The sequence below is a fragment of the Amycolatopsis nivea genome (assembly GCF_004522235.1).
GTDB classification, from domain to species: Bacteria; Actinomycetota; Actinomycetes; order Mycobacteriales; family Pseudonocardiaceae; genus Amycolatopsis; species Amycolatopsis nivea.
In genome coordinates this window covers 60,003-81,617 of record NZ_SDLT01000008.1, presented here as the reverse complement: position 1 = coordinate 81,617, position 21,615 = coordinate 60,003, and the positions used below count along the sequence as shown (strand labels likewise).

23 protein-coding genes are annotated in these 21,615 nt (G+C 71.1%); 5 read left to right on the top strand and 18 right to left on the bottom strand.

The genetic code is table 11. The annotated features are described in order from the left end of the window. Positions 1 to 3 precede the first annotated feature (3 nt). A complete protein-coding gene (locus EIZ44_RS11955) occupies positions 4 to 792 on the top strand; it encodes an ArsR/SmtB family transcription factor (protein WP_134728585.1) in 789 nt (262 codons plus the stop codon). Here EIZ44_RS11955 and EIZ44_RS11950 read toward each other — a convergent pair. The 11 genes from EIZ44_RS11950 to EIZ44_RS11900 all read right to left on the bottom strand — a co-directional run bounded on the left by EIZ44_RS11950 (position 737) and on the right by EIZ44_RS11900 (position 10,031). Beyond that, positions 737 to 1,345: a hypothetical protein gene (locus tag EIZ44_RS11950; RefSeq protein ID WP_134728584.1), complete on the bottom strand. Its 609-nt coding sequence runs from the start codon at positions 1,343 to 1,345 to the stop codon at positions 737 to 739. The two genes, EIZ44_RS11955 and EIZ44_RS11950, sit on opposite strands and share 56 nt — an antisense overlap. Before the next feature lie 152 nt (positions 1,346 to 1,497). Continuing rightward, on the bottom strand, positions 1,498 to 2,349 hold the full coding sequence (gene wag31 / locus EIZ44_RS11945; protein WP_037812417.1) for a DivIVA-like cell division protein Wag31: 852 nt from the start codon (positions 2,347 to 2,349) through the stop codon (positions 1,498 to 1,500). Between the two features lie 53 nt (positions 2,350 to 2,402). Beyond that, positions 2,403 to 2,675, bottom strand: coding sequence for a YggT family protein (locus tag EIZ44_RS11940; RefSeq protein WP_037367937.1), 273 nt, complete (start codon positions 2,673 to 2,675; stop codon positions 2,403 to 2,405). A gap of 115 nt (positions 2,676 to 2,790) precedes the next feature. Next, a complete protein-coding gene (locus EIZ44_RS11935) occupies positions 2,791 to 3,363 on the bottom strand; it encodes a cell division protein SepF (protein ID WP_037812419.1) in 573 nt (190 codons plus the stop codon). A gap of 81 nt (positions 3,364 to 3,444) precedes the next feature. Continuing rightward, a complete protein-coding gene (locus EIZ44_RS11930) occupies positions 3,445 to 4,188 on the bottom strand; it encodes a YggS family pyridoxal phosphate-dependent enzyme (RefSeq protein ID WP_134728583.1) in 744 nt (247 codons plus the stop codon). Then, positions 4,185 to 4,898, bottom strand: a complete 714-nt coding sequence (gene pgeF, locus EIZ44_RS11925) for a peptidoglycan editing factor PgeF (protein ID WP_134728582.1) — start codon at positions 4,896 to 4,898, stop codon at positions 4,185 to 4,187. Before pgeF ends, EIZ44_RS11930 begins: the two co-directional genes overlap by 4 nt. Positions 4,899 to 5,133: 235 nt before the next feature. Further along, a complete protein-coding gene (ftsZ, locus tag EIZ44_RS11920; RefSeq protein ID WP_043838482.1) occupies positions 5,134 to 6,450 on the bottom strand; it encodes a cell division protein FtsZ in 1,317 nt (438 codons plus the stop codon). A 228-nt stretch (positions 6,451 to 6,678) separates the two neighbouring features. Then, positions 6,679 to 7,440, bottom strand: coding sequence for an anti-sigma factor (locus tag EIZ44_RS11915; RefSeq protein WP_107051031.1), 762 nt, complete (start codon positions 7,438 to 7,440; stop codon positions 6,679 to 6,681). After that, complete coding sequence (sigK, locus tag EIZ44_RS11910; RefSeq protein ID WP_134728581.1) at positions 7,437 to 8,030, bottom strand: ECF RNA polymerase sigma factor SigK; 594 nt, start codon at positions 8,028 to 8,030, stop codon at positions 7,437 to 7,439. The genes EIZ44_RS11915 and sigK overlap by 4 nt, the downstream gene beginning before the upstream one ends. Further along, positions 8,023 to 8,757 carry a DUF1365 domain-containing protein gene (locus tag EIZ44_RS11905; protein WP_134728710.1) on the bottom strand — a complete coding sequence of 245 codons (735 nt, stop codon included), beginning with the start codon at positions 8,755 to 8,757 and terminating at the stop codon, positions 8,023 to 8,025. The genes sigK and EIZ44_RS11905 overlap by 8 nt, the downstream gene beginning before the upstream one ends. Further along, positions 8,751 to 10,031 carry an NAD(P)/FAD-dependent oxidoreductase gene (locus EIZ44_RS11900; RefSeq protein ID WP_037812429.1) on the bottom strand — a complete coding sequence of 427 codons (1,281 nt, stop codon included), beginning with the start codon at positions 10,029 to 10,031 and terminating at the stop codon, positions 8,751 to 8,753. Before EIZ44_RS11900 ends, EIZ44_RS11905 begins: the two co-directional genes overlap by 7 nt. A gap of 63 nt (positions 10,032 to 10,094) precedes the next feature. On the opposite strand from EIZ44_RS11900, the gene EIZ44_RS11895 reads away from it, so the two are divergent. Both EIZ44_RS11895 and EIZ44_RS11890 read left to right on the top strand, forming a co-directional pair. After that, positions 10,095 to 11,333, top strand: coding sequence for an SAM-dependent methyltransferase (locus EIZ44_RS11895; RefSeq protein ID WP_134728580.1), 1,239 nt, complete (start codon positions 10,095 to 10,097; stop codon positions 11,331 to 11,333). Further along, on the top strand, positions 11,330 to 12,109 hold the full coding sequence (locus tag EIZ44_RS11890) for a DUF1295 domain-containing protein (RefSeq protein WP_134728579.1): 780 nt from the start codon (positions 11,330 to 11,332) through the stop codon (positions 12,107 to 12,109). Before EIZ44_RS11895 ends, EIZ44_RS11890 begins: the two co-directional genes overlap by 4 nt. Before the next feature lie 129 nt (positions 12,110 to 12,238). Here EIZ44_RS11890 and EIZ44_RS11885 read toward each other — a convergent pair whose 3' ends face one another. After that, on the bottom strand, positions 12,239 to 12,748 hold the full coding sequence (locus tag EIZ44_RS11885) for a DinB family protein (RefSeq protein WP_037812435.1): 510 nt from the start codon (positions 12,746 to 12,748) through the stop codon (positions 12,239 to 12,241). A 114-nt stretch (positions 12,749 to 12,862) separates the two neighbouring features. Here EIZ44_RS11885 and EIZ44_RS11880 point away from each other — a divergent pair, with 114 nt between their 5' ends. Together EIZ44_RS11880 and EIZ44_RS11875 are read left to right on the top strand one after the other, a co-directional pair. Further along, a complete protein-coding gene (locus EIZ44_RS11880) occupies positions 12,863 to 13,297 on the top strand; it encodes an OsmC family peroxiredoxin (protein WP_134728578.1) in 435 nt (144 codons plus the stop codon). A gap of 120 nt (positions 13,298 to 13,417) precedes the next feature. Next, positions 13,418 to 14,131: a DinB family protein gene (locus EIZ44_RS11875; protein WP_167754096.1), complete on the top strand. Its 714-nt coding sequence runs from the start codon at positions 13,418 to 13,420 to the stop codon at positions 14,129 to 14,131. A gap of 214 nt (positions 14,132 to 14,345) precedes the next feature. Here the strand turns inward: EIZ44_RS11875 and EIZ44_RS11870 are convergent, their stop codons facing one another. From EIZ44_RS11870 to murD, 6 genes are all read right to left on the bottom strand, one after another. After that, positions 14,346 to 15,179 (bottom strand): NAD(P)H-binding protein, encoded by an 834-nt coding sequence (locus EIZ44_RS11870; RefSeq protein ID WP_134728576.1) that lies wholly within the window; start codon positions 15,177 to 15,179, stop codon positions 14,346 to 14,348. Between the two features lie 213 nt (positions 15,180 to 15,392). After that, the gene (locus EIZ44_RS11865; protein ID WP_134728575.1) at positions 15,393 to 16,256 is read right to left on the bottom strand and encodes a cell division protein FtsQ/DivIB; all 864 of its coding nucleotides are present in this window, start codon (positions 16,254 to 16,256) and stop codon (positions 15,393 to 15,395) included. Continuing rightward, positions 16,253 to 17,671, bottom strand: coding sequence for a UDP-N-acetylmuramate--L-alanine ligase (murC, locus tag EIZ44_RS11860; protein WP_134728574.1), 1,419 nt, complete (start codon positions 17,669 to 17,671; stop codon positions 16,253 to 16,255). Before murC ends, EIZ44_RS11865 begins: the two co-directional genes overlap by 4 nt. Continuing rightward, positions 17,664 to 18,788, bottom strand: coding sequence for an undecaprenyldiphospho-muramoylpentapeptide beta-N-acetylglucosaminyltransferase (murG, locus tag EIZ44_RS11855; RefSeq protein ID WP_037812442.1), 1,125 nt, complete (start codon positions 18,786 to 18,788; stop codon positions 17,664 to 17,666). Before murG ends, murC begins: the two co-directional genes overlap by 8 nt. Continuing rightward, on the bottom strand, positions 18,785 to 20,221 hold the full coding sequence (gene ftsW / locus EIZ44_RS11850) for a putative lipid II flippase FtsW (protein WP_037812789.1): 1,437 nt from the start codon (positions 20,219 to 20,221) through the stop codon (positions 18,785 to 18,787). The genes murG and ftsW overlap by 4 nt, the downstream gene beginning before the upstream one ends. Next, positions 20,208 to 21,614: a UDP-N-acetylmuramoyl-L-alanine--D-glutamate ligase gene (murD, locus tag EIZ44_RS11845; protein ID WP_134728573.1), complete on the bottom strand. Its 1,407-nt coding sequence runs from the start codon at positions 21,612 to 21,614 to the stop codon at positions 20,208 to 20,210. The genes ftsW and murD overlap by 14 nt, the downstream gene beginning before the upstream one ends. Position 21,615 lies beyond the last annotated feature (1 nt).

The following is a 21,615-nucleotide window of genomic DNA, read 5'->3' as shown; positions in this document are numbered from 1 at the left end:
GGCATGGAAGGAGACGCCGACATCGCGCGCACCGCCGCCCTGTTCGCCGATCCGGCGCGGGTCCGCGTGCTGATGGCCCTCGCGGACGGCCGGTCGCTCGCCGCGTCCGTGCTGGCCGGCGAAGCGGGTCTGACCGCCCAAGGCGTGAGCGCGCACCTGTCGAAACTGCTGGCCGCCGGGCTGGTGACGGCGGAAAAGTCCGGCCGGCACCGGTTCTACCGCATCGCCGGAGCGGCCCCGGAACTGCTGGAAGCACTCGCCCGGCACTCCCCCGCGCGCCCGGTCCGCTCGCTGCGGGAAGGCACGCGCGCGGAAGCCTTGCGCACCGCGAGATTGTGCTACGACCACGTCGCCGGACGACTCGGCGTCACCGTCACGGCCGCCTTGCTCGACCGCGGCGCGCTGGCCACTGTGGACGGTGACCCGACCACGCAGCGGCGGCCCGGGGACCGGATTTCCTCGCAGCTGCAAGAACATCCGTACGTGCTGGGGCCCGCTGCCGACGACGTGTTCGCCGCGTTAGGCGTGGATGTCGAAGCGGCCGCGGAGAGCCGTCGCCCGCTGCTGCGGTTCTGTCTGGATTGGACAGAGCAGCGCCATCACCTGGCCGGAGCCTTGGGCGCGGCGGTGACGCGACGGTTCATGGACGCGGGCTGGCTGCGGTCACGCGCGAAGGCGCACCGAGCCGTTCAGCTCACCGAAAGCGGCGCGAAGGTACTTGAAGAGGTGCTCGGCGTCAGCGATGCGCCGCGGCCAGCACAGCGTCCGGACCGCACCGCGCGCACGGCGTGAAGCCGAGCTGGCGTGCCTCGCCGACGCCGATCGGGATGGTGTCGCGACCGGACAGCCAGCCGCAGTCCACCAGGTGGTAGCGCGGGTACTCGTCGACGACCACGACCTCGTCCTCGAGCTCCTTGACCACCTCGAGGTCCTCCGGCGCGGTCTCCTCGACGCCGGGCGGCGTGTCGCGCACCGCCTTCGCCTCGGACTGGGGCTCGGCTTCCGCGGCGGGCTTCTCGAGCTCCGGTTCCGGCACGTCCGCCGGATCGCCCAGCTCGCCCGTCGCCGGGATCAGCGCGGTCTGCTCGGCGTCCTCCTCGGCCGGGACCGCTTCGTCCTTCTCCTCCGCCGCATCCGAATCGGCGGCTTCGGAGTCCTCGGGCTCCTCGGCGTCCGTACCGCGGTCCGCGCGCTTGCGCCGGCGCAGCCAGTCGACGAGCAGAAGGAGCCCGGCGAGCACGGAAAGGCCGATGGAAACCCAGGCCCACAGCGAGGTGCCCGTGATGAGCGCCGTGACGAGCAGCCCGAGAGCCGCCAGCACCAGAAGGAGGACGATGTAGAGCACGCTGAATTACAACACGCGCGGCCCGCCAACCGGGCGCGACCCGCCCACGCGGCGTGCTCCGCCGATGCCCCACCGTGGCGGGAACCGGACCCGGACACGCCGAAACCCCGCCGGGTCGGAAGGTCTTCCGGCGGGGTGCGTACGGCGGTGGGTCAGCCGGCCTCGGCGCGCGGGCCGAACGAGTAGCCCTGACCGCTGCTGCCGGTCGAGGACTGGCTCGAACCGGAAGAGGCCGACGCCGGGGCCGCGGAGCCGCGGTCGTCGAGCTCGCGCAGCTGGGACTCGAGGAATCCGCGCAGCCGGGTGCGGTATTCGCGCTCGATCGTGCGGAGTTCTTCGATCTTCTTGCCCAGAGCGCCCTTTTCGGCGTTCAGGTTGTTCATCGTCTCGGTGTACTTGCGCTGCGACTCGCGTTCCATGGTGGTCGCCTTGTCGCGCGCCTGGCGCTCCAGCGTCTCGGCGCGCGTGCGCGCGTCGTTCAGCATCGTCTCGGCGCGGGTGCGCGCCTCGTTCACCATCGAGTCGGACTTCGCCCGGGCATCGGACAGCAGCTGCTCGGACTTGGTCCGCGCCTCCGCCAGCATCCCGTCGGACTCGGTCTTCGCCTCGGCGGTGAGCCGGTCGGCCATCTCCTGCGCCAGGCCGAGCACCTTGGCGGCCTGCACGTTCGGCTCGCCGCTGTCGGGGACCATCGAGTGCGCCTGGGTCTGCTCCATCGCCGAAGCGGGCGGCGGAACCGGGGCGAGCCGCCGCGACGGCTCGGGGTCGCGGCCCGGCGGCGGGCCGGCGACCTTCGCGTTCTCGAGCTCCGAGCGGGTCGACTCGAGCTCGGAGTCGAGCTGCTCGACCTGCTGGCGCAGCTCGTTGTTGTCCTCGATCAACCGGGCAAGCTCGGTCTCCACCAGGTCGAGGAACGCGTCCACCTCGTCCTCGTTGTAGCCCCTCTTGCCGATGGGCGGCTTGCTGAACGCGACGTTATGCACGTCAGCGGGGGTCAACGACATCAGATCACCTCACGCACTCCATGGCCTGCAGGACACACCCGGGTTTTCCCCGATCACCTGGGTGTCAGTTGCATCGCGAAGAACACAACCAACAGCAGCACCATAATCGACAAGTCCAGTCCTACGCCGCCGATCCGGACCATCGGAATGATCCTGCGGAACAACCGCACCGGCGGGTCGGTCACTGTGTAGATGGTCTCGAGCGTCACCGCAACCCCTCCGGCGGGACGCCATTCCCGTGCGAAAGTCCGCACGAGCTCGACCACGATCCGGGCCGTGAGCAGCAGCCAGAAGGCAAACAGCACGTACCAGATCGCAAGCCACACAGCATTCACGGCGACCACTCTAGCGGGGGACGGCCGGATTGGGCGCGACCAGTCGCCCTGAGGGCGACATAGTCGACAAAATCACGTCTGGCTGCGCCCAGCGGTCCGTGCCCGTTCACCCGCGCAGGAACAATCCGCCCTCGGCGATCCGCCTGCGGTCCTCGGCGGTCACGTCCACGTCGGGCGGTGAGAGAAGGAACACCTTGTTGGTGACCTTGTCCATCGACCCCCGCACGGCGAACGCCAGGCCCGCCGCGAAGTCCACGATCCGCTTGGCGTCCGCGTTGTCCATCTCGGTGAGGTTGATGATCACCGGGATGCCCTCGCGGTAGTGCTCGCCGATCGCCCGCGCCTCGATGTAGCTCGTCGGGTGCAGCGTGGTGATCCGGCTGAGCGGGTCCCTCGCCGGCGCGGCGACCGGTTCGGCGACCGGGCGCAGCCGGGCGACCGGCTCCGGCTGGCGGTCCACGGCGAGCGCGCCGTGCGTCGCCGGCTCGGCCGCCATCGACCGGGACCGCACGCGCGCGGCCGGTTCGTCGTAAGCCTCTTCGACGTCGCGGTAGCGCGCCCGGGACCGCGCCGGCGGCTGGTCGTAGCCGTCGTCGTAGTCGTCGTAACCGTCGTCGTAGCCGTCTTCGTCCGCGGGCACCATCCCGAAGTAGGCCTTCAGCTTCTGCAGCGCGCTCATAGCCTCTCCCTAGCCCTTGCCGCTCCCGCACCGTTGTGCCCCGCCCGGCCGGACACGAAACGTGACCACCGGGCGGACTCCCTACGGCGAGGCTAAACCGCGCCCGCCGAGCAACGCGGTTCCGACACGCACACACGTCGAGCCGTGCCGGATCGCCTGGTCCAGATCATGGCTCATTCCGGCGGACACGTCAGCCGCTTCGGGATGCCGGGCGCGGACTCTTTCCGCTGCGTGGGACAGGCGGGCAAAAGCAGTGCCCGGGTCCTCCCCTAACGGGGCCACCGCCATCACGCCTCGCAGTCGCAGCTCCCCCGTGTGGGCGATGCGGTCGGCGAGGGCGTCGAGCTCCTCGAGCGGGGTCCCGCCGCGCGCGACGTCGCCGTCGAGGCTCACCTGGACCAGGACGTCGAGCGGTCCGGTCCGCTCGCCCGCCTCCTGCGCGGCGGCGACCGCGCGGGCGAGCGCGTCGGCGAGCCGCGCCGAATCGACCGACTGGACCTCGACCGCCCAGCGCACGACCGAACGCGCCTTGTTCCGCTGCAGCCGCCCGACCATGTGCCAGCGCGGCGCGGCGTCCGGGCGCAGCTGCGCGACCTCGGCGGCCTTCGGACCGGCTTCCTGGTCGCGGTTCTCGGCGAGGTTCAGCAGCCCGAGGTCGGTCAGCAGCGCGGCGTCGCTCGCCGGGAAGGTCTTGGTGACGCCCAGCAACCGCACCTCGTCGCGGGAACGGCCGGCCTCGGCGCAGGCGTTCGCGATGCGTTCCTCGACCGCGGCCAGCGCCGCCGCCAGCTCCGCCCGCCGCTTCTCTGCCGGGTCCTCGGTCACGCTTTCTCCTCTTCAAGCCAGGTGATGCCGGCGATGCGGCCGGTGGTGCCGTCGCGGCGGAAGCTGAACAACGTCTTGTCCTCCGCCGTGCAGCGCGGATCCGCGCCGACGCGTCCGACGCCGAGGTCGGCCAGCTGCTGCCAGAGCCCGGCGCGCAGGTCAAGACCGGTCGTGGCCTTGCGCGTTTTGCACGCGCTGCCGGGCAGGTGTTTCTCGACGTCCGCGGCCATCGCGGCCGGGACCTCGTAGCAGTCGCCGCAAATGGCCGGGCCCAGCAGCGCCTCGACGCGGCCCGGTTCGGCGCCGAGATCGCGCATCGCCTCCAGCGCGGCGGGAACCACGCCGACGCGCGCGCCGACCCGGCCCGCGTGCACCGCGGCGACGACGCCCGCTTCCGGATCCGCCATGAGCACCGGGACGCAGTCCGCGACCAGCACCACGAGCGCGACGCCAGGACGGTCGGTCACCAGCGCGTCAGTCGCTTCGGCCGCGGCGGTCTCGGTGCCGTCCACGACGGTCGCGGTGCGGCCGTGCACCTGCTCCATCCAGGCCAGCTTGTCCTCGGCGAGACCGAGTTCGGACGCCAGCCGCTTGCGGTTGGCGTAGACGTCGCCCGCGTCGTCGCCGACGTGGTCGCCGAGGTTGAAACTCTCGTACGGCGGCCGGGAAGCCCCGCCCGCCCTGGTCGTGACCACTCGTCGTACTCGCACCCCGCCATCCTGCCAAAAACCGCGGCGGCCGCTGAGGCGAGTCTCGCGAGCGGCGATGCCGGTTCTCGCCGGAGCCATTGCGCACGAGACCCACGGAAGTCCCGAGGTTCCGCACCGCCAGACGGCGTCGCGAGCGGCGGCCCCGGCGAGAACCGGCACCAACACCCACGAAGGTCCGGACACGGCAACGGCCGCCCCGGACAGATCGGGGCGGCCGCTGCTCGCGAGTCCTTGCTTACCGCCGCATGAACGGGGGCACGTCGACGTCGTCGTCGGTCGGGTCGTCGTGCACCGTCGTCGGGCGGCTCGGCAGACCGCCCGTCGCGGAACCGGAACCGATCGGCGAATACCCCCGCGAGCCGCCGCCCGGCTGGGGAAGGCCGCCCGGCGGGGTGCCGGTGCCCGGCTGCGGCAGGCCTGAGGGCGGGGTCCGCGGCGGCGCGACCGGGTAGCCGGAGCTGCCCGCGGGCGGCACCGGAGTGGCCCCGGTCTGCGGCGGGGTCTGCGCGGCCGAACCGCCGCCGACCTGGCCCGCCGCGGCGGACGCGGTGCCGTTGCCCTGTTTGCCGCCGAACGCGGGCGGGTCGAGTTTCTTGTGGGTGGGCGCTCCCGCGTCGAAGCCGGCCGCGATCACCGTGACGCGGACCTCGTCGCCGAGGGAGTCGTCGATGATCGTGCCGAAGATGATGTTCGCGTCCGGGTGCGCCGATTCCTGCACGAGCGACGCGGCCTCGTTGATCTCGAACAGCCCGAGGTCCGATCCGCCCGCGATGGACAGCAGCGCGCCGTGCGCCCCGTCCATCGACGCTTCCAGCAGCGGCGAGTTGATCGCCTTCTCCGCCGCCTGTATCGCCCGTCCCTCCCCGCGCGCGGAGCCGATGCCCATCAGCGCGGAGCCCGCGCCGGACATGACGCTCTTGACGTCGGCGAAGTCCAGGTTGATCAGACCCGGCGTGGTGATCAGGTCGGTGATGCCCTGGACACCGGAGAGCAGCACCTCGTCGGCGGAGCGGAACGCGTCCATCAAGGACACGCCGATGTCGCCGAGCTGCAGCAGCCGGTCGTTCGGGATCACGATCAGCGTGTCGCACTCGTTGCGCAGCTGCTGGATGCCGTCCTCGGCCTGCTTGCCGCGGCGTTTGCCCTCGAAGGTGAACGGGCGGGTCACCACGCCGATCGTGAGCGCGCCGAGCTTGCGGGCGATCTGCGCGACGACCGGCGCGCCGCCGGTGCCGGTGCCGCCGCCCTCGCCCGCGGTCACGAACACCATGTCGGCGCCCTTGATGACCTCTTCGATTTCCTCGCGGTGGTCCTCGGCCGCCTTCTGCCCCACCTCGGGGGCGGCTCCGGCGCCGAGTCCGCGGGTGAGTTCCCGGCCGATGTCGAGCTTGACGTCGGCGTCGGACATGAGCAGTGCCTGCGCGTCGGTGTTCACCGCGATGAACTCGACACCCTTGAGGCCGACCTCGATCATCCGGTTCACGGCGTTCACGCCGCCGCCGCCGATGCCGACGACCTTGATCACCGCAAGGTAGTTGTGCGGGGGCGTCATCGGGTCCGCCTTCCTGATCGTGATGTGCACATGCCGCCCGCCGGGGCCGGAAACCCTCAACCTCAACCCGAGAGTGAGAGTTATGTCAACCACCGGCGTCAAGGCAGGACGGTAGGCGCCGCGCAAGCTCTAATCCAGTAGCCACGCCGTGAGCGGCAAAGGTGTTTTGCCACAACGCGAAGCCGCGCGCAAGGCCGGAACCCGCCGCGAGGCCCGGCGCGCGGTCTGCTATGCGGGCACCGAAGCGACCAGGACCACGTCCTTCGACGGCTTCCCCGACGGCGACCCGCCCGCCTGCTCCACGCTCACCGCGAACTGCTGCGCACCGGCCAATCCGTCCGCCACCACCAGCGAACCCGACGGTCCGCCCGGCAGCAGACCGGCCGGACGCGGCGCGAGCTCCGGGCCCATCAGCCACGCCTCGTACACCTGCCCGGACGGCACCGGCGGCAGCCCGGACTGCATGAACATCACGCGGTCCAGCTTCCGCGAAACCACCACGGTCCCGCCGCCTCCGCGCGGCGACGCGACGTGCGACGTCTGGCTGTCCGGCGCGGCGAGCAGCTCGGCCACCGGCGCGTAGCGGTCGCGCGCGGCGTCCAATTCGGACTGTGCGCTGTTCAGCTGGCTGCTGGTGTGCAGCGCGATCCCGCCGAACACGCCGGCCAGGGCGAGCCCGATGACGGCCGCCGCGGCGGCGATCAGCATCGGCCAGCGACGCGGTCCGCGCGGACGCGGTTCCGCGGCGCCGGTCCGCGGCGGCAGCTGGCGCGTCGTGCGCATTTCCGCCAGCACCCGGTCCTTGAGACCGGACGGCGGCTGCTCGTCCATCGCCGCGCCGAGCCGCGCCGCGGTCTCGCTCAGTTCCCGTACTTCCTGCGCGCAGGCCTCGCACTGTTCGAGGTGACGGCGGAACTGGGCCCGCTCGACCTCCGACAGCGCGTCGAGCGCGTACGCGCCGGCCAACGTGTGCATCTCCGGACTGCTCACGCCGTCACCCCCAGGCAGTCGCGCAACCGGATCAACCCGTCGCGCAGTCTGGTCTTGACCGTCCCCTGCGGCGTGTCCAGCACGTCGGCGACCTCGCGATAGGTATAGCCCTGGTAGTAGGCCAGGAGGACGGATTCCCGCTGCAATTCGGTCAGCGTCTTCAGGCAGCGCCGCACCTGCGAGCGTTCCAGCCGGGTCGCGACGGATTCGGCGACCTCGTCGAACGGCCGCCCGCGCGCGGCCTCGAAGGTCGCTTTCCGCTCGCGTTCGGTGCTCGCCCGCGCCGACCTGACCCGGTCGACCGCGCGGCGGTGCGCGAGGGTCATCGCCCAGTTCAGGACGCTGCCTTTCCCCGGCGAATAGCGCGTCGCGGTCTTCCACAGCTCCACGAGCACCTCCTGCGCGACCTCCTCGGACTGCGCGGGGTCCCGCACGATGCGGCGGACGAGCCCGTAGACGGGACCGGCGAGCTGATCGTAGAGCCGTTCGAAGGCGCGTTCGTCCCCCTTCGCGACCAGCGCCATCAAATCCTCGGCACTCGTCGGCGGCGCCGCCGAGAGCCGGTCCGCCGGGCGTGCGCTCTCATCCATGGAGGGCTCCTGCCGTGTTCTGTCCGGTCCGGGCGGCGAGCGGGGCCTTGCGCCGCCACAGCGCGAGTCCGTGGCGGCGGATCAGCGCGGCGACGCGCTGCGGCTGCAGCGGCCTGCCCAGCAGGAAGCGCGCGAGCGTGCGGATCCCGACCGGACGGCGGACTCCTCGCAGCGTAGCGGTCAGGGCGGCGTCTCCGTCGTGCTGCAGGACGACGGTCAACGCCAGCAGCGCGTCCGGCCGCGGCAGGTGCATCCGGTACTCCCCCGCCATCTCCTGGAACGGCGACACGTAGAACTCCTTCTCCGTCCGGAGGGCCCCGTGGTCTTCGCCGGGCCGGAGCAGGTAGGCGTGCCGGCCGCCGTAGGTGTTGTGCACCTCGGCGACCACGCAGGCGAGCGCGCCGTCCGGCGTGTGGCACCAGTAGACCGTGATCGGATTGAACACGTACCCGAGAACGCGCGCCGACGCGAGCATCGTCACCGGCCCGCCGCGCAAGTCCACCCCTCGGTGCGCGAGCCAAGCGTCCAGTTTGGACCGGATGTCGCCGGGTTCGTCCCGGCCGAAGTGGTCGCGGCCGTCGAAGCGCGCGAACGGCCGGAGCCACCACGGCAGCCGCGGCAGGTCGTCGAGCTCGGTCCGCCACAGGTACATCCGGTGCGCGAAGGAGTACGGCGGGTCGGCCCGGCGGACGTGCGCGACGGTGGCGTCGTAGAGAGCGGTCACCAGGTCACCCCGAAACTGGCCGCGGCGCGGACGCCGGAGGAACAGCCGTCCTCGTGGAATCCCCAGCCTTGATAAGCGCCCGCGTAGGCGAGGACGCCGTCGTTCAACTCCGCCAGGTTCCGCTGCGCGGCAACGGATTCCGGCGTGTAAACCGGATGCTCGTAGGACATTTTCGCGACCACCGCGTCCGGATCGAGGCCGACGCTCGGATTGAGGGTGACGGCGTACGTCGTCGCTTCGTCGAGGCCCATCAAGCGATTCAGGTCGTACGTGACTTGGACAGCACGCAGATCCGCCCCGCAGCCGGGGGTCCGGTAATTCCAGGAGGACCGGGCACCCGGCACAGTCGGCAGCACGGCGGGATCGGTGTGCAGCCAAGCTTCGTTGCGCGAGTAGCGGAAAGCACCGAGCAGCTTCTGTTCGGCCGCAGTGGGATCCGGCAACAATCGCAACGCTTGGTCCGCGTGCGTCGCGACCACGACTCGGTCGACCCGGTGCGCCGTGTCGGCATCGTCGCGCACCTCGACGCCGCGCGCGGTCCGCCGCACCGCGCGAACGGGAGTCGACAAGTGCACCGCGGTCAACTGCTTGGCCGCCCGCTCGACGTACTCCCGCGAACCGCCGACAACCGTCCGCCACGTCGGCGAATTCCGCACGCTGAGCATTCCGTGGTTGCGGAGGAATTCGAACAGGTACCGCGCCGGATACTGCATGGTGTCGGTGCGATCGGCGGACCACACGGTCGACACGAGCGGCAGCACGAAATGGTCCACGAAATACCGCGAATATCCGCCGATCGCCAGGAACGCGCCGAGCGGCACGTCGCCGGCCTCGGGGCGCGCCAGCAGTCGTGCGGCGTGCCGGTGGAACCGCTTCACTTCGGCCAGCATGAGCAGGTAGCGCGTGGACGCGGCATTGCTCCGTTGCGCGAACAACCCGCGCACGCCTTTCGCCCCGGCGTACTGCAGACCGCAGCCGTCGCAGCGGATGCTCATCGACATCTCGGTCTCGCGAGTGCGGACGCCGAGTTCGCCGAACAGCCGCAGCAGCGTCGGGTAGGTGCGCTCGTTGTGGACGAGGAACCCGGAGTCGACGGCGACCGTCCCGCCGTGCGCGCTCGGCACGTCGTGCGTGTGGGCGTGGCCGCCGAGCCGGTCGTCGGCCTCGAACAGCAGAACCTCGTAGCGGCGCTGCAGCAGGTACGCGGCGGTGAGGCCGGCGACCCCGCTGCCGATGACAGCGATGCGTTGTCCCGTGGTGTGGTGCACGGAAGGCATTCGGCGCGGCGGCCCGGCCGGATTGGTACCAATCCGCGCGAACCTCGGCTCCGAATCCCCCGCATGCCGAAATCCGCAGCCCATCGACTCGCCGACTTCGCCGAACGCGTCCTCGGCGGCCCGCTGCCGGTCGCCGTCCGCACCTGGGACGGGCACCAGGCGGGGCCGGCCGGGCCGACCGTCGTCCTGAAAAACCGCCGCGCCCTGCGCTGGCTGCTGTACTCCCCTGGTGAACTGGGCCTGGCCCGCGCTTACGTCTCGGGCGACCTGGACGTCGAAGGCGATCTCACCGAGGGCTTCCGCCGGGCCTGGGCTTACCGGCCGCACCTGTCCGCACGGGACTTCGGCGAGGCGGTCCGCCTGGCCGGCCGGCTCGGGGTGTTCGGCCTGCCGCCGAAACCGCCTGCCGAGGAGGCCCGGCTGCGCGGGAAGCTGCACACCCTCGGCCGGGACCGCTCCGCGATCTCGCACCACTACGACCTGTCGAACGCCTTCTACCAGCTGCTGATGGACGATTCGATGGCGTACTCCTCGGGCTACTGGTCCGAAACCGCCGATCTCGCCCGCGCCCAGCACGACAAACTCGAGCTGATCTGCCGCAAACTCGGCCTGCGGCCGGGCATGCGCCTGCTCGACGTCGGCTGCGGCTGGGGTTCGCTGGTCGTGCACGCGGCGAAGCACCACGGCGTCGAAGCGGTCGGCGTCACCATCTCCGCCGAGCAGGTGCAACACGTCAAAACGCGGCTGGCGCAGCACGATCTGGACGACCGCGTCGAGGTGCGACGGCAGGACTACCGGGAACTCGCCGGGGAGTCCTTCGACGCCGTAGCGTCCGTCGAGATGGGCGAACACGTCGGCGAAGAGAACTACCCGACGTACGCCAGCACGCTGTACCGGATGCTCAAACCCACCGGACGCCTGCTGCTGCAGCAAATGTCGCGCGGAGCGGTCGCACCCGGCGGCGGCGCGTTCATCGAGCGCTACATCGCCCCCGACATGACCATGCGCCCGCTCAGCCGTACGCTCGGCCACCTCGAAACCGCCGGCTTCGAAATCCGCGATGTGCACGCGTTGCGCGAGCACTACGTCCCGACCGTGCGAGCGTGGGCAGACACCCTGGAGCGGCACTGGGACGAGGCTGTCGCGCTGATCGGCGAGGCAGGCGCCCGGGTCTGGCGGCTGTACCTGGTCGGCGGCGCGCTCGCCTTCGAGGAGAACCGCATGGGCGTGGACCAGATCCTCGCGGTGCGCCCGGACGCGACCGGCCGCTCCGCCCTGCCGTGGACGAGGGAGTGGGCATGATCGCGCTGCTCGCCCTCACCGGCGGAGTCACCCTGGTCGCGGTCACCGTGACCTTCGGCATCGCGCGCCTGCGCCGCCGCTACGACACCATCGACACGTTCTGGGGCTTAGGTTTCGCCCTCGTCGCCGTGGTCTCGTTCCCGTTCGGCACCGGCCCGCTCGCCCTGCGCCTGACGGCCGCCGCGCTCACCGTCGTCTGGGGCGTCCGGCTGGCCGTCCACCTGCACCTGCGCAACCGCGGCAAGCCGGAAGACCCGCGCTACCAGCAGATAGCCGAACGCGCCGGGCCCAACCCCGGCGTCCGGATCTTCGTGCGGACCTACCTGATGCAGGCGGTGGTCCTGTGGTTCGTCTCGCTGCCCGTGCAATTCGCCATGTCCGGCACGGGTTTCGGCGTCACCGCCTGGCTGGGCGTGGCGGTCTGGCTGGTCGGCTTCGCCTTCGAAACCGTCGGCGACGAGCAACTCCGCCGCTTCCGCGCGAACCCGGCCAACCGCGGCGAAGTTCTCGACACCGGCCTCTGGCGCTACTCCCGGCACCCGAACTACTTCGGCGACGCCTGCGTCTGGTGGGGCCTCTACCTGCTGGCCTGCTCGACCTGGCCCGGCGCGGCGACGATCCTGTCCCCGGTCGCGATGACCTTCACCCTCGCCCGCGGCACCGGCAAGCCCATGCTGGAAAAAGGCATGCGGCAGACTCGCCCCGGCTACGCCGACTACATCGCCCGCACCAGCGGTTTCGTCCCGCTTCCCCCGAAAAAGCTCACTCCCCGGTGAGCCCGCGCAGCAACACGAGACGCCGCTAGGTCCCCACCGTCACGAGCCGGTCGCCCGCGAACCCCACCGGATCGTCCAAAGACCGCTCGGAGCACGTCCACGCCACGGTCGCGCGCAGCAGTTCGAGGCTCATTCCCCGGTGAGACCGTCGGTCAGCTCGCGCAGCAGGTCAAGATGCCCGAGATGGCGCGCGGTCTCCTCGATCATGTGCGTGACGACCCAGCGCACCGTGAGCGGTTTGTCCCCCTTGAACAGCACTGTGTCGTCGAACCCTCGCGCCGCCACGACCTCGCGGCATTTCTCGGTCTCCGCCTCGTAGTCGGCGATCAGCTGCGTCATCGGCAATTCCAGCGCGAGCCGGAACTCGGCGTCCCGGTCGATCTCGAGCCGGTCCGCCCACTCGTCCGGCTGCCCGTCGAGCACGACGCGGAACCAGTAGTTCTCCACGAGCGTGAGATGGCACAACAGCCCGGCGATCGTGGTCAGCTCGCTGGGCACGTGCGTCCGGCGGGCTTGCTCGTCGGTGAGGCCGGAGCATTTCCACACGACGCTGGCGCGCAGAAAGTCGAGGAAGCCGGTGAGCTGGGTGCGCTCGTCCCCCGCCATCGGCGGGTCGGGACGTTCAGGAGCATCGGTCACAGTTCGCAGTCTGCCGCATCCGGCCACCCGTTTTCGCGATTTAACTTGCGCGCAATGTAATTGCGCACTACCTTCATGGGAGCAGCACCCCCAACCGTTTCGAAGGAGACAGCGATGCCCAGCCGCGACGCGACCACCCACTGGACCGGCGGACTGCAGAAAGGCAAGGGCGAGGTCACGTTCGACTCGTCGAACCTCGGCACCTACGAGGTGTCCTTCCCGACCCGGGCGGGCGACCCGGACGGGCAGACCAGCCCCGAGGAACTCATCGCCGCGGCCCACTCGAGCTGCCTGGCGATGAACCTCTCCGGCGTGCTGGAGTCCCAGAAACTGGAAGCCGAGTACATCGACGTCTCCGCCGAAGTGACCCTCGGCCCGGCCGACGGCGGCGGTTTCGAAATCAGCGGCATCGCCATCACCCTGCGCGCGAAACTGGACGGCGTCACCGCGGACCAGTTCGCCGAGCTGGCCAAGACCGCCGAACAGACCTGCCCGGTCTCCAAGGCCCTCGCCGGCACCACCATCACCCTGGACGCCGCACTGGCCTGACCGTAGTTCGTGAGGGGAACCCTGACGGAATCCGATTCCGTCAGGGTTCCCCTCACGACGTTCCCCCCGCACGACTCGCGGCGCCCGGTTTTGTCGGTGGCCGCTTCTACGATGCGGATCATGAAAAAGCATGTCGACGAAGACCTGCACGACGCGGAGTTCCGCGAATGCGACCTGACCGGCGCGCGCCTGATCGGCGTGGTCATGCAGGACGCCGTGATCGACGGACTCGTCTCCAACCTCGTGGTGAACGGCGTCGAAGTCAGCGGCTACGTCGAAGCAGAACTGGACCGCCGCCACCCGGTGCGAGTACTGATCCGCTCCGACGACCTTGCCGACCTGCGCGAAGCAGCACGCCAACTCCGCGCCGACTGGACCACGACGATCGAGCGCATCCGCCGCACCCCAGGCATCGAACACCGCAGCGTGAACGACGAATGGTCGGCCGCCCAAACGATGCGCCACCTGGTCTTCGTCCACGACTCCTGGTTCCGCCGCTGCTGCCGCGGCTCGACGGCACTCTTCACCCCCATGGGCATCGGCCCGGCCGTCGAGCCCTACCGCGAAGCACACGGCCTGAACCTCTCGGCAACTCCGTCCCTGGACGAAATCGCGACCGTGCGCGACGCACAAACCGCCGAACTAGAGACCTGGCTGAACGAGATCACCGCCGCCGAGCTGGCAGCCCCAGCCCCAGTACCCGACGACGACGTCTGGCCGCCCTACGCAAGAGGCCGCACAGTACGCCAATGCCTACGCACAGTGCTCAACGAAACCTTCGAACACCACGGCTTCTGCGTCCGAGACCTAGACCTCATCGACCAAGCCAACTAAAAACCCAAAACAAACCGCAGCCAGCACACCCAACCCCTCAAGGCAGCCACACCTCCCCCACCCCCGATACGAAGCCCAAAACACGGCGCGGGGGTGCTTGTCAAGGCATCTTTCCCGCCTTGACAAGCACCCCCGCGCCGTAGTCACACTCAAAAATCGGGGTGCCCCGTCTCACCACTCACGGCGCAATGTCGCCGCCAGGCGACGAGCCGCCTCAGGAAAACGCAGCCACATTGCCCTTCGCCCACTCAGCAAAAGAAACCCCCGACCGCCCCAGCAATTCCTCAACCACCCCAGTAGGCACCTGCGGCTCCCGATCAGTAACCGCGAAATTCTCCAGCAACCACGAAGCAACCCCTTCCGGATACCCAGCCCCCACCCACTCGGCAACCTGCTCCTCCGGAGTCAACTCCACAAACGGCAGCGTCTTCCCCAACGCACCCCCGATAGCCGCAGCCATCGCCTCAAGAGAAATCCCCTCCGGCCCACTCAACTCATAGACCCGCCCCACATGCCCCTCGCTACCCAACACCTGAGCGGCAACAGCAGCAATATCCCCCAAATCAATAGGCGTCTGAGTAGCCCGAGGATAAACCGACCGAACCTCCCCACGCTCCCGAATCGAAGACGCCCACCCCAGAGAATTCATCATGAACGCCCCAGGCCGCAAAAACGTCCACGCAAACCCGCCAGCCCGAACCGCATCCTCAACCGCGGCAAACCCATGCCCGCTGGAAGCCGGATGCGTATCCCCCACGCTGGACCCGGACAACGCGACCACCCGCCGAACCCCAGCCCCCGAAGCCAGCTCGCAAAACCGCGAAACAGTCCGCGCATAAGGCGCCAGATAAACCGCCTCGACCCCGTCCAACGCAGCAGGCAACGTCGACGGCTTGGCCAGCGACCCGACCACCACCTCAACCCCGCCAGGCAACGCCGCCCGCTCCGGATCCACGGTCAACGCCCGCACCGGCACCCCGCGAGCCACCAGCTCGTCGACCACCAGCCGCCCGACGTTGCCCGTCGCACCCGTCACCAGAACCGTCATGCCCCCACCTTCTCGTATGGCGTACGAACCCGACAAGCGTACGCCATACGAGAAGTCCGCGCAACGAAAACCTCGCGCGTGGCGGTGCCGGTGAGAACGGCGTCTGCCTCCCCGCACACCCGCGCCCGCCCGCACGAGTTGCTCCCGCCGCGCGCAGGCTGCGTCACCAGGTCCCGCGCCTCGTGAGCGTTGATGCCGGTGAGAACCCGGCACTCACGAGGTGATAGTCGGCAACTCCGGCGCGGAAACGTCGTAGATCTTCCCCTGCTGCGTCAGCAGCGCGGCCAGCACCTTCGCCTTGCGGTCGGTGTTCTCCGCGTTCCCCCACCGCACCGTCTTGCCGGTGGACAGCGTGAACTCGACACTCGCCGGCGTCTGCGCGGTGACCGTCTTCGTCTGCTTCAGCAACTGCTCCGGCAGCACCCCGAGCACTGCGGTCACCGCGCGGGTGACCGGGTCGTCCACCGACACCTTCGGCAGCTTCAGCTCGGGCAAGCCGACCGGCCGGGTCTTCACCGTCTTGAACACGACCCCGCCGCCGTCGACGAGGTGCACCCCGTCGCCGCCGGGTCCGCTGTCGAAGAACGCGATCGCGGTCCGTTCGGTCACCGCGATCTCCAGCGTCGTCGGCCACGACCGGGACACTTCGACCGTCGCGATGCCCGGCATCTGCGCCACCCGGTCGCGGATCCCGTCGACGTCCGCACGCAGCATCGGCTGCCCGGGCGGCACCGCGGCGGTCGCGCGAATCTGGTCCGCCGACACGGTTTTCGCGCCCTGCACCTCGATCGCCTTCACCGCGAGCAGCGAGCTGAAGAACAGCAGGTACCCCAGCGCGACCAGGGTGACCACGGTCAGCAACGCGACCCAGCGACGGCGGATCTCCTTGCCGCGCGAGGGCCGGGACTTCCGCGCGGAAGCCCGCGTCGAGCGGCCTGATCGCGCGGAAGTGCGGGCGCGGGTGCGCTGGCGTTCCTCCTCGGTCCGCCGCCCGCGGCGTTCCCGGGCCAGGGCGGCACGCTGCTCCTCGCCCGCGCGAGGCGCGGGCGAGCGACGGCGCTGCCGGGTCCCGGTCATGCTCCCGAGGCCCTCCGGTCCAGCTCGGCCAGGATCTCCGGGCCGAGCTGCGTCACGTCGCCCGCGCCCATGGTGATCGCGAGGTCGCCCGGCCGGACGAGGTCCGCGACCAGTCCGGCGGCCACGTCGAAGGCGGGCTGGTAGTGCACCGGCACGGTCACCCGGTCGGCGATCAGCGCACCGGTCACGCCCGGCACCGGCTCCTCGCGCGCGCCGAACACGTCGAGCACCACGACCTCGTCGGCCAGCGACAACGCTTCGGCGAACTCGGCGGCGAAAGTCTGCGTGCGCGAGTACAGGTGCGGCTGGAACACCACGACGACCCGTCCGCTGCCCGCCGCCGTGCGCACCGCGCGCAGCTGCGCGGCCACCTCGGTCGGGTGGTGCGCGTAGTCGTCGTACACCCGGACGTCGCCCGCGCGGCCCTTGAACTCGAACCGGCGGCGCACCCCGCCGAACGCGGCGAGCCCGGCGGCCATGCCGTCCAGCGGCGCGCCGAGTTCGAGCCCGGCGAGCAGCGCGGCGACCGCGTTGAGCGCCATGTGCTCGCCCGGCACCGCGACCCGCAGGTCGTGTTCTTCGCCGTCCAGCGCGATCCGCACGACGCCACCGTCCGGCGCGGGCGTGTAGTCGAGCACGCGCACGTCGCCTTCGCCGGAAGCGGCACGGCCGTAGCGGCGCACCCGTACCCCGGCGGCGGCAGCCTCGTCGCCGAGCCGGGCCGCGCCCTCGTCGTCCGCGCACACGATCAGCAGCCCGCCCGGCTCGATCTGGCCGACGAAGTCGCTGAACACCTTCACGTACGCCTCGGCGGTGCCGTGGTGGTCGAGGTGGTCGGGCTCGACGTTCGTCACCACCGCCACCGACGGCGTGTAGGTGAGGAAGGAGCCGTCGCTCTCGTCGGCTTCCGCGACGAACACGCCGCCCTCGCCGTGGTGCGCGTTGGCCCCGGATTCGTTGAGGTCGCCGCCGATCGCGAACGACGGGTCCATCCGGCAGTTCTGCAGCGCCACGGTGAGCATCGACGTGGTCGACGTCTTGCCGTGCGTTCCCGCGATGCACGCGACGCGGTGCCCGGCCATCAGCCCGGCAAGCGCCTGCGCGCGGTGCAGCACCGGGATGCCCCGCTCGCGGGCCGCGGCGAGTTCCGGGTTGGTCTCCTTGATCGCGGTCGACACCACGACGGCCGACGGCGGTTCGGCCAGCTCGGCGAGGTTCTCCGCGGTCTGGCCGACGAACAGCGTCGCGCCCTGCGCGCGCAGCGAAAGCAGCGCGCGCGATTCCTTGGCGTCCGACCCGGACACGGCCGCGCCGCGGGCGAGCAGGATCCGCGCGATGCCGGACATCCCGGCCCCGCCGATCCCGATCAGGTGCGCCCGGCGCAGCTGCGCGGGCAGTTCGGGCGTGTCAGGCACCGGCGGCCTCCAAAACGATGCGGGCGAGGGTTTCGTCGGCCTCGCGGTGGCCGAGCCCGACGGCGGCCGCGCTCATCGCGGCGACCCGGTCGGCGTCGGTCACCAGCGGGATCACCAGTTCGGCGACCTTCTCCGCGGTGAGGTCGGCGTCGGCGACCATCAGCGCGGCGCCGGCGTCGACCGCGGGCTGGGCGTTGACCGCCTGCTCGCCGTTGCCGTGCGGCAGCGGGACGAACACCGCGGGCAGCCCGACCGCGGACACCTCGGCCGCGGTCATCGCGCCGGACCGGCACACCACCGCGTCCGCCGCGGCGTAGGCCAGGTCCATCCGCTCCAGGTACGGCACCGGCACGTACGGCGGGCGGCCGGGAAACTCTTGCACCACAAGGGAATTCTTCGGCCCGTGCGCGTGCAGCACGCCGACGCCCGCCTCGGCGAAGTCCTTCGCCGCACCGGAAACCGCCGAGTTGATCGACGCCGCGCCCTGCGAACCGCCGAACACCAGCAGCGTCGGCGCGTCCGGGTCCAGCTCGAAGAATGCGCGGGCCTCGGCGCGCAGCGCGGCCCGGTCCAGCGACGTGATCGAGCGGCGCAGCGGAATGCCGACCACCTCGGCCTTCGGCAGCGGCGTGCCCGGCACCGCGACCGCGACGCGGGACGCGAACCGAGCGCCGACCTTGTTGGCCAGCCCGGCCGACTTGTTCGCCTCGTGCACCACGATCGGCGTGCGGCCGCGCGCGGCGAGGTACGCCGGCAGCGCGACGTAGCCGCCGAAGCCGACCACGACGTCCGCGTGCACCCGGTCGAGCACCTCGCGGGTGCGGCGGACCGAATCGCGCACCTTCAGCGGCAGCCGGAGCAGCTCCGGCGTCGGCTTGCGCGGCATCGGGACCGGCGGGATCAGCTCCAGCGGGTACCCGCGCGCGGGCACGAGCTTGTTCTCCAGTCCGCGTTCCGTGCCGAGGGCGATCACCTCGGCGTCCGGGCGCAGCCGCTTCACGGCGTCCGCCAGCGCGAGCGCGGGCTCGATGTGCCCGGCGGTGCCCCCGCCCGCGACCACGACGACCGGCGCCCGGCCCGCTGCCGACCGCTGCGTTCCCTTGACGGGCTTGCTCACCGATGACCTCTCCGGTTCGCGGTGCTCCGGGCACCGCGGTTCGCTGTAGTCCGCCGCGCCGACCGGCGGCGTTCCTGTGCCGGTGCGGGCCGGGCCGCACGCGGCGCCGGCCGGGCCGCCCTCGTCCCGGTCCCCGCTCCGCGCGTTCCCTTGCGGGTGGACGGCGGGCGGTACGGATCGGGCGCGGGCAGCCGCAGCAGGCGTCCGAATTTACCCGGCCCGTGCGAGCGCAGTGCGGCCACCGCCTCGGGTTCGTGCCGCGCGGCGTTGGCCAGCACGCCCATGATGAGCATGGTGATCACGAGCGACGTGCCGCCGTAGGAGATCAGCGGCAGCGTGACGCCGGTGACCGGCAGCAGCCCGACCACGTAGCCGATGTTGATGGCCGCCTGCGCGACGAGGAACACCGTCAGGGTGCCCGCGACGATCCGGATCCACGGGTCGATGTTGCGGGTGGCGATCCGCAGGCCGACGACGGCCACGCCGGCGAACAGCGCCAGCACGACCGCGCAGCCCACGAAGCCCAGTTCCTCGCCGATCAGCGCGAAGATGAAGTCGTTCTGCACGTTCGGCAGGTAGCCCCAGTTCGACGCGCCCTGCCCGAGCCCCTTGCCGAACAGCCCGCCGTCGGCGAGCGCCAGCTTGGCCTGGTTCGCCTGGAACCCCTCGGCCGAGGTGTCCGCGTCCGGCGACAGGAACGACATCACCCGCGCGAGCCGGTAGGGCGCGATGATCGCCAGCACCAGCACGCCGCTCAGGCCGCCGGCGAGGATCACCCCGAAGAGCCGTTTCGGCGCGCCGGCGAACCACAGCAGGCCCAGCAGCACCACCGCGAGGGTGATCGTGCCGCCGAGGTCGGGCTGCAGCATCACCAGCGCGAACATCAGCAGCGCCACCGGGACGACCGGGACCAGCAGATGCCGCCACTGGTGCAGCACGTTGTACTTGATCACCAGGATGTGCGCGCCCCAGAAGGCCAGCGCCACCTTCGCCGCCTCGACCGGCTGGAAGGTGAACACGCCGAGCTTGAACCAGCCCTGCGAGCCGTTCACCGTCGACCCGAGCGGCGTCAGCACCAGCAGCAGCAGGCCGAGGCAGGCGACCGTCATCGTCGCCGACATCCGGCGGACCCGCTCGAGCCGGACCCGCAGGCCCACCCAGAACACGATCCCGCCGATCGCGACGAACATCAGGTGCCGGAAGAACAGCGCGTACACGCCGCTGCCGGTCTTCGGGTTGTAGGAGGCCACCGACGACGCGGACAGCACCATCACCGCGCCGATCACGGTGAGGATGCCGGTCAGCGCGAGGACCAGGTGGAACGACGCCAGCGGCCGCGACAGCCAGGCGGTCAGCGCGGTCCGGAGCGCGACGAACGGGCTTTCCTTGCGGACGCGCCGCGGCCGGGGCTTGTCTCCGTCAACGACCGTCATCCGCCGCCCCCGCCGCGCCGTCGTCCAGAGCACGCACCGCGGCTTCGAACGCGTCGCCGCGCGCTCCGTAGCCGGAGAACATGTCCAGCGAGGCGGCGGCGGGCGCGAGGAGCACCACGTCACCAGGACGAGCCAGGGCGCTGGCCGCATTCACCGCCGCAGTCATGGGCTCATCGTCACCCGGAAGGAGGCGGTTGACCGGGACATCCGGCGCGTGTCGCGCGAGAGCGGCCTCGATCACGGGTGAATCGACGCCCAGCAGCACGGCGGCGCGCAGCCGTCCGCCGACCGCGGCGACCAGCTCGTCCACCGACGCGCCCTTGAGCTGCCCGCCGGCGATCCAGACCACGCTTTCGTGCGCGAGCAGCGAGCCGAGCGCGGCGTGCGGGTTGGTGGCCTTCGAGTCGTTGACGTAGCGGACTCCGCCGACCTCGGCGACCTCCACCGCGCGGTGCGGCGCGGGCTCGTAAGCGCGAAGCCCCGCGCGCACCGCCTCCGGAGTCACGCCGTGCGCGCGGGCGAGCGCGGCCGCGGCGAGCGCGTTCGCGAGGTTGTGCGGTCCGGCCGGGCGGACGTCGGCGATCTCGGCCAGTTCCTCCGCGCTCGTCTCCGGGTCGGCCCCGAAAGCACGGTCCACCAGCAGGTCTTCGACCAGGCCCAGTTCGCCGGCGCGCGGGGTGTCGAGCACGAACCCGATCCGCCGGGCGCCGTCCGGCGCGTGCTCCTCGGCGATCCGCGCGGACCACGGGTCGTCCACGTTGTGCACGACGGCGCGCGAACGCTCGTGCGCGCGGCCCTTCGCGGCGGCGTACTCCTCCATCGAGCCGTGCCAGTCGAGGTGGTCCTCGGCGAGGTTCAGCACCACCGACGCGTCCGGCGCGATCGTGGACGACCAGTGCAGCTGGAAGCTCGACAGCTCGACGGCCAGCACCTGGTGCCCGCCGCGGACCGCGTCCAGCACCGGATAGCCGACGTTCCCGCAGGCCACCGCGTCCGCGCCGGCCGCGCGCAGGATCGACTCCAGCATCCCGACCGTGGTCGTCTTGCCGTTCGTGCCGGTGATGACCAGCCACGCGGGCGGATGCTCGCGCAGCTGCCCGATCCGCCACGCCAGCTCGACGTCGCCGATCACCTCGACGCCCGCCTCGGCCGCCGCGACCAGCAGCGGGGACGTCGGCCGCCAGCCGGGGCTGGTCACCACGAGCGCGGTGTCCGCCGGCGGTTCAGTGAGGCCGGGGACCAGCTCGGCGTCCAGGTCCTCCAGTTCGGCGAGCCGCTCGGCGTTGCCGTCGGTGACCGTGACCCGCGCGCCCAGTTCGCGCAGCACGGGGACGACCGATTTCCCGGTGACGCCCGCGCCCGCGACGAGAACGTGTTTGCCCTCAAGCTGCAAG

Excerpts from the sequence above, each read along its gene's own strand:
- sigK (WP_134728581.1), bottom strand. The coding sequence starts at position 8,030 with ATGGATGAGAGCGCACGCCCGGCGGACCGGCTCTCGGCGGCGCCGCCG.
- EIZ44_RS11935 (WP_037812419.1), bottom strand. The coding sequence starts at position 3,363 with ATGAGCGCGCTGCAGAAGCTGAAGGCCTACTTCGGGATGGTGCCCGCG.
- EIZ44_RS11880 (WP_134728578.1), top strand. The coding sequence starts at position 12,863 with ATGCCCAGCCGCGACGCGACCACCCACTGGACCGGCGGACTGCAGAAA.
- EIZ44_RS11895 (WP_134728580.1), top strand. The coding sequence starts at position 10,095 with ATGCCGAAATCCGCAGCCCATCGACTCGCCGACTTCGCCGAACGCGTC.
- EIZ44_RS11870 (WP_134728576.1), bottom strand. The coding sequence starts at position 15,179 with ATGACGGTTCTGGTGACGGGTGCGACGGGCAACGTCGGGCGGCTGGTG.
- EIZ44_RS11875 (WP_167754096.1), top strand. The coding sequence starts at position 13,418 with ATGAAAAAGCATGTCGACGAAGACCTGCACGACGCGGAGTTCCGCGAA.
- ftsW (WP_037812789.1), bottom strand. The coding sequence starts at position 20,221 with ATGACGGTCGTTGACGGAGACAAGCCCCGGCCGCGGCGCGTCCGCAAG.
- EIZ44_RS11955 (WP_134728585.1), top strand. The coding sequence starts at position 4 with ATGGAAGGAGACGCCGACATCGCGCGCACCGCCGCCCTGTTCGCCGAT.
- wag31 (WP_037812417.1), bottom strand. The coding sequence starts at position 2,349 with ATGTCGTTGACCCCCGCTGACGTGCATAACGTCGCGTTCAGCAAGCCG.
- EIZ44_RS11890 (WP_134728579.1), top strand. The coding sequence starts at position 11,330 with ATGATCGCGCTGCTCGCCCTCACCGGCGGAGTCACCCTGGTCGCGGTC.
- EIZ44_RS11865 (WP_134728575.1), bottom strand. The coding sequence starts at position 16,256 with ATGACCGGGACCCGGCAGCGCCGTCGCTCGCCCGCGCCTCGCGCGGGC.
- ftsZ (WP_043838482.1), bottom strand. The coding sequence starts at position 6,450 with ATGACGCCCCCGCACAACTACCTTGCGGTGATCAAGGTCGTCGGCATC.
- EIZ44_RS11900 (WP_037812429.1), bottom strand. The coding sequence starts at position 10,031 with ATGCCTTCCGTGCACCACACCACGGGACAACGCATCGCTGTCATCGGC.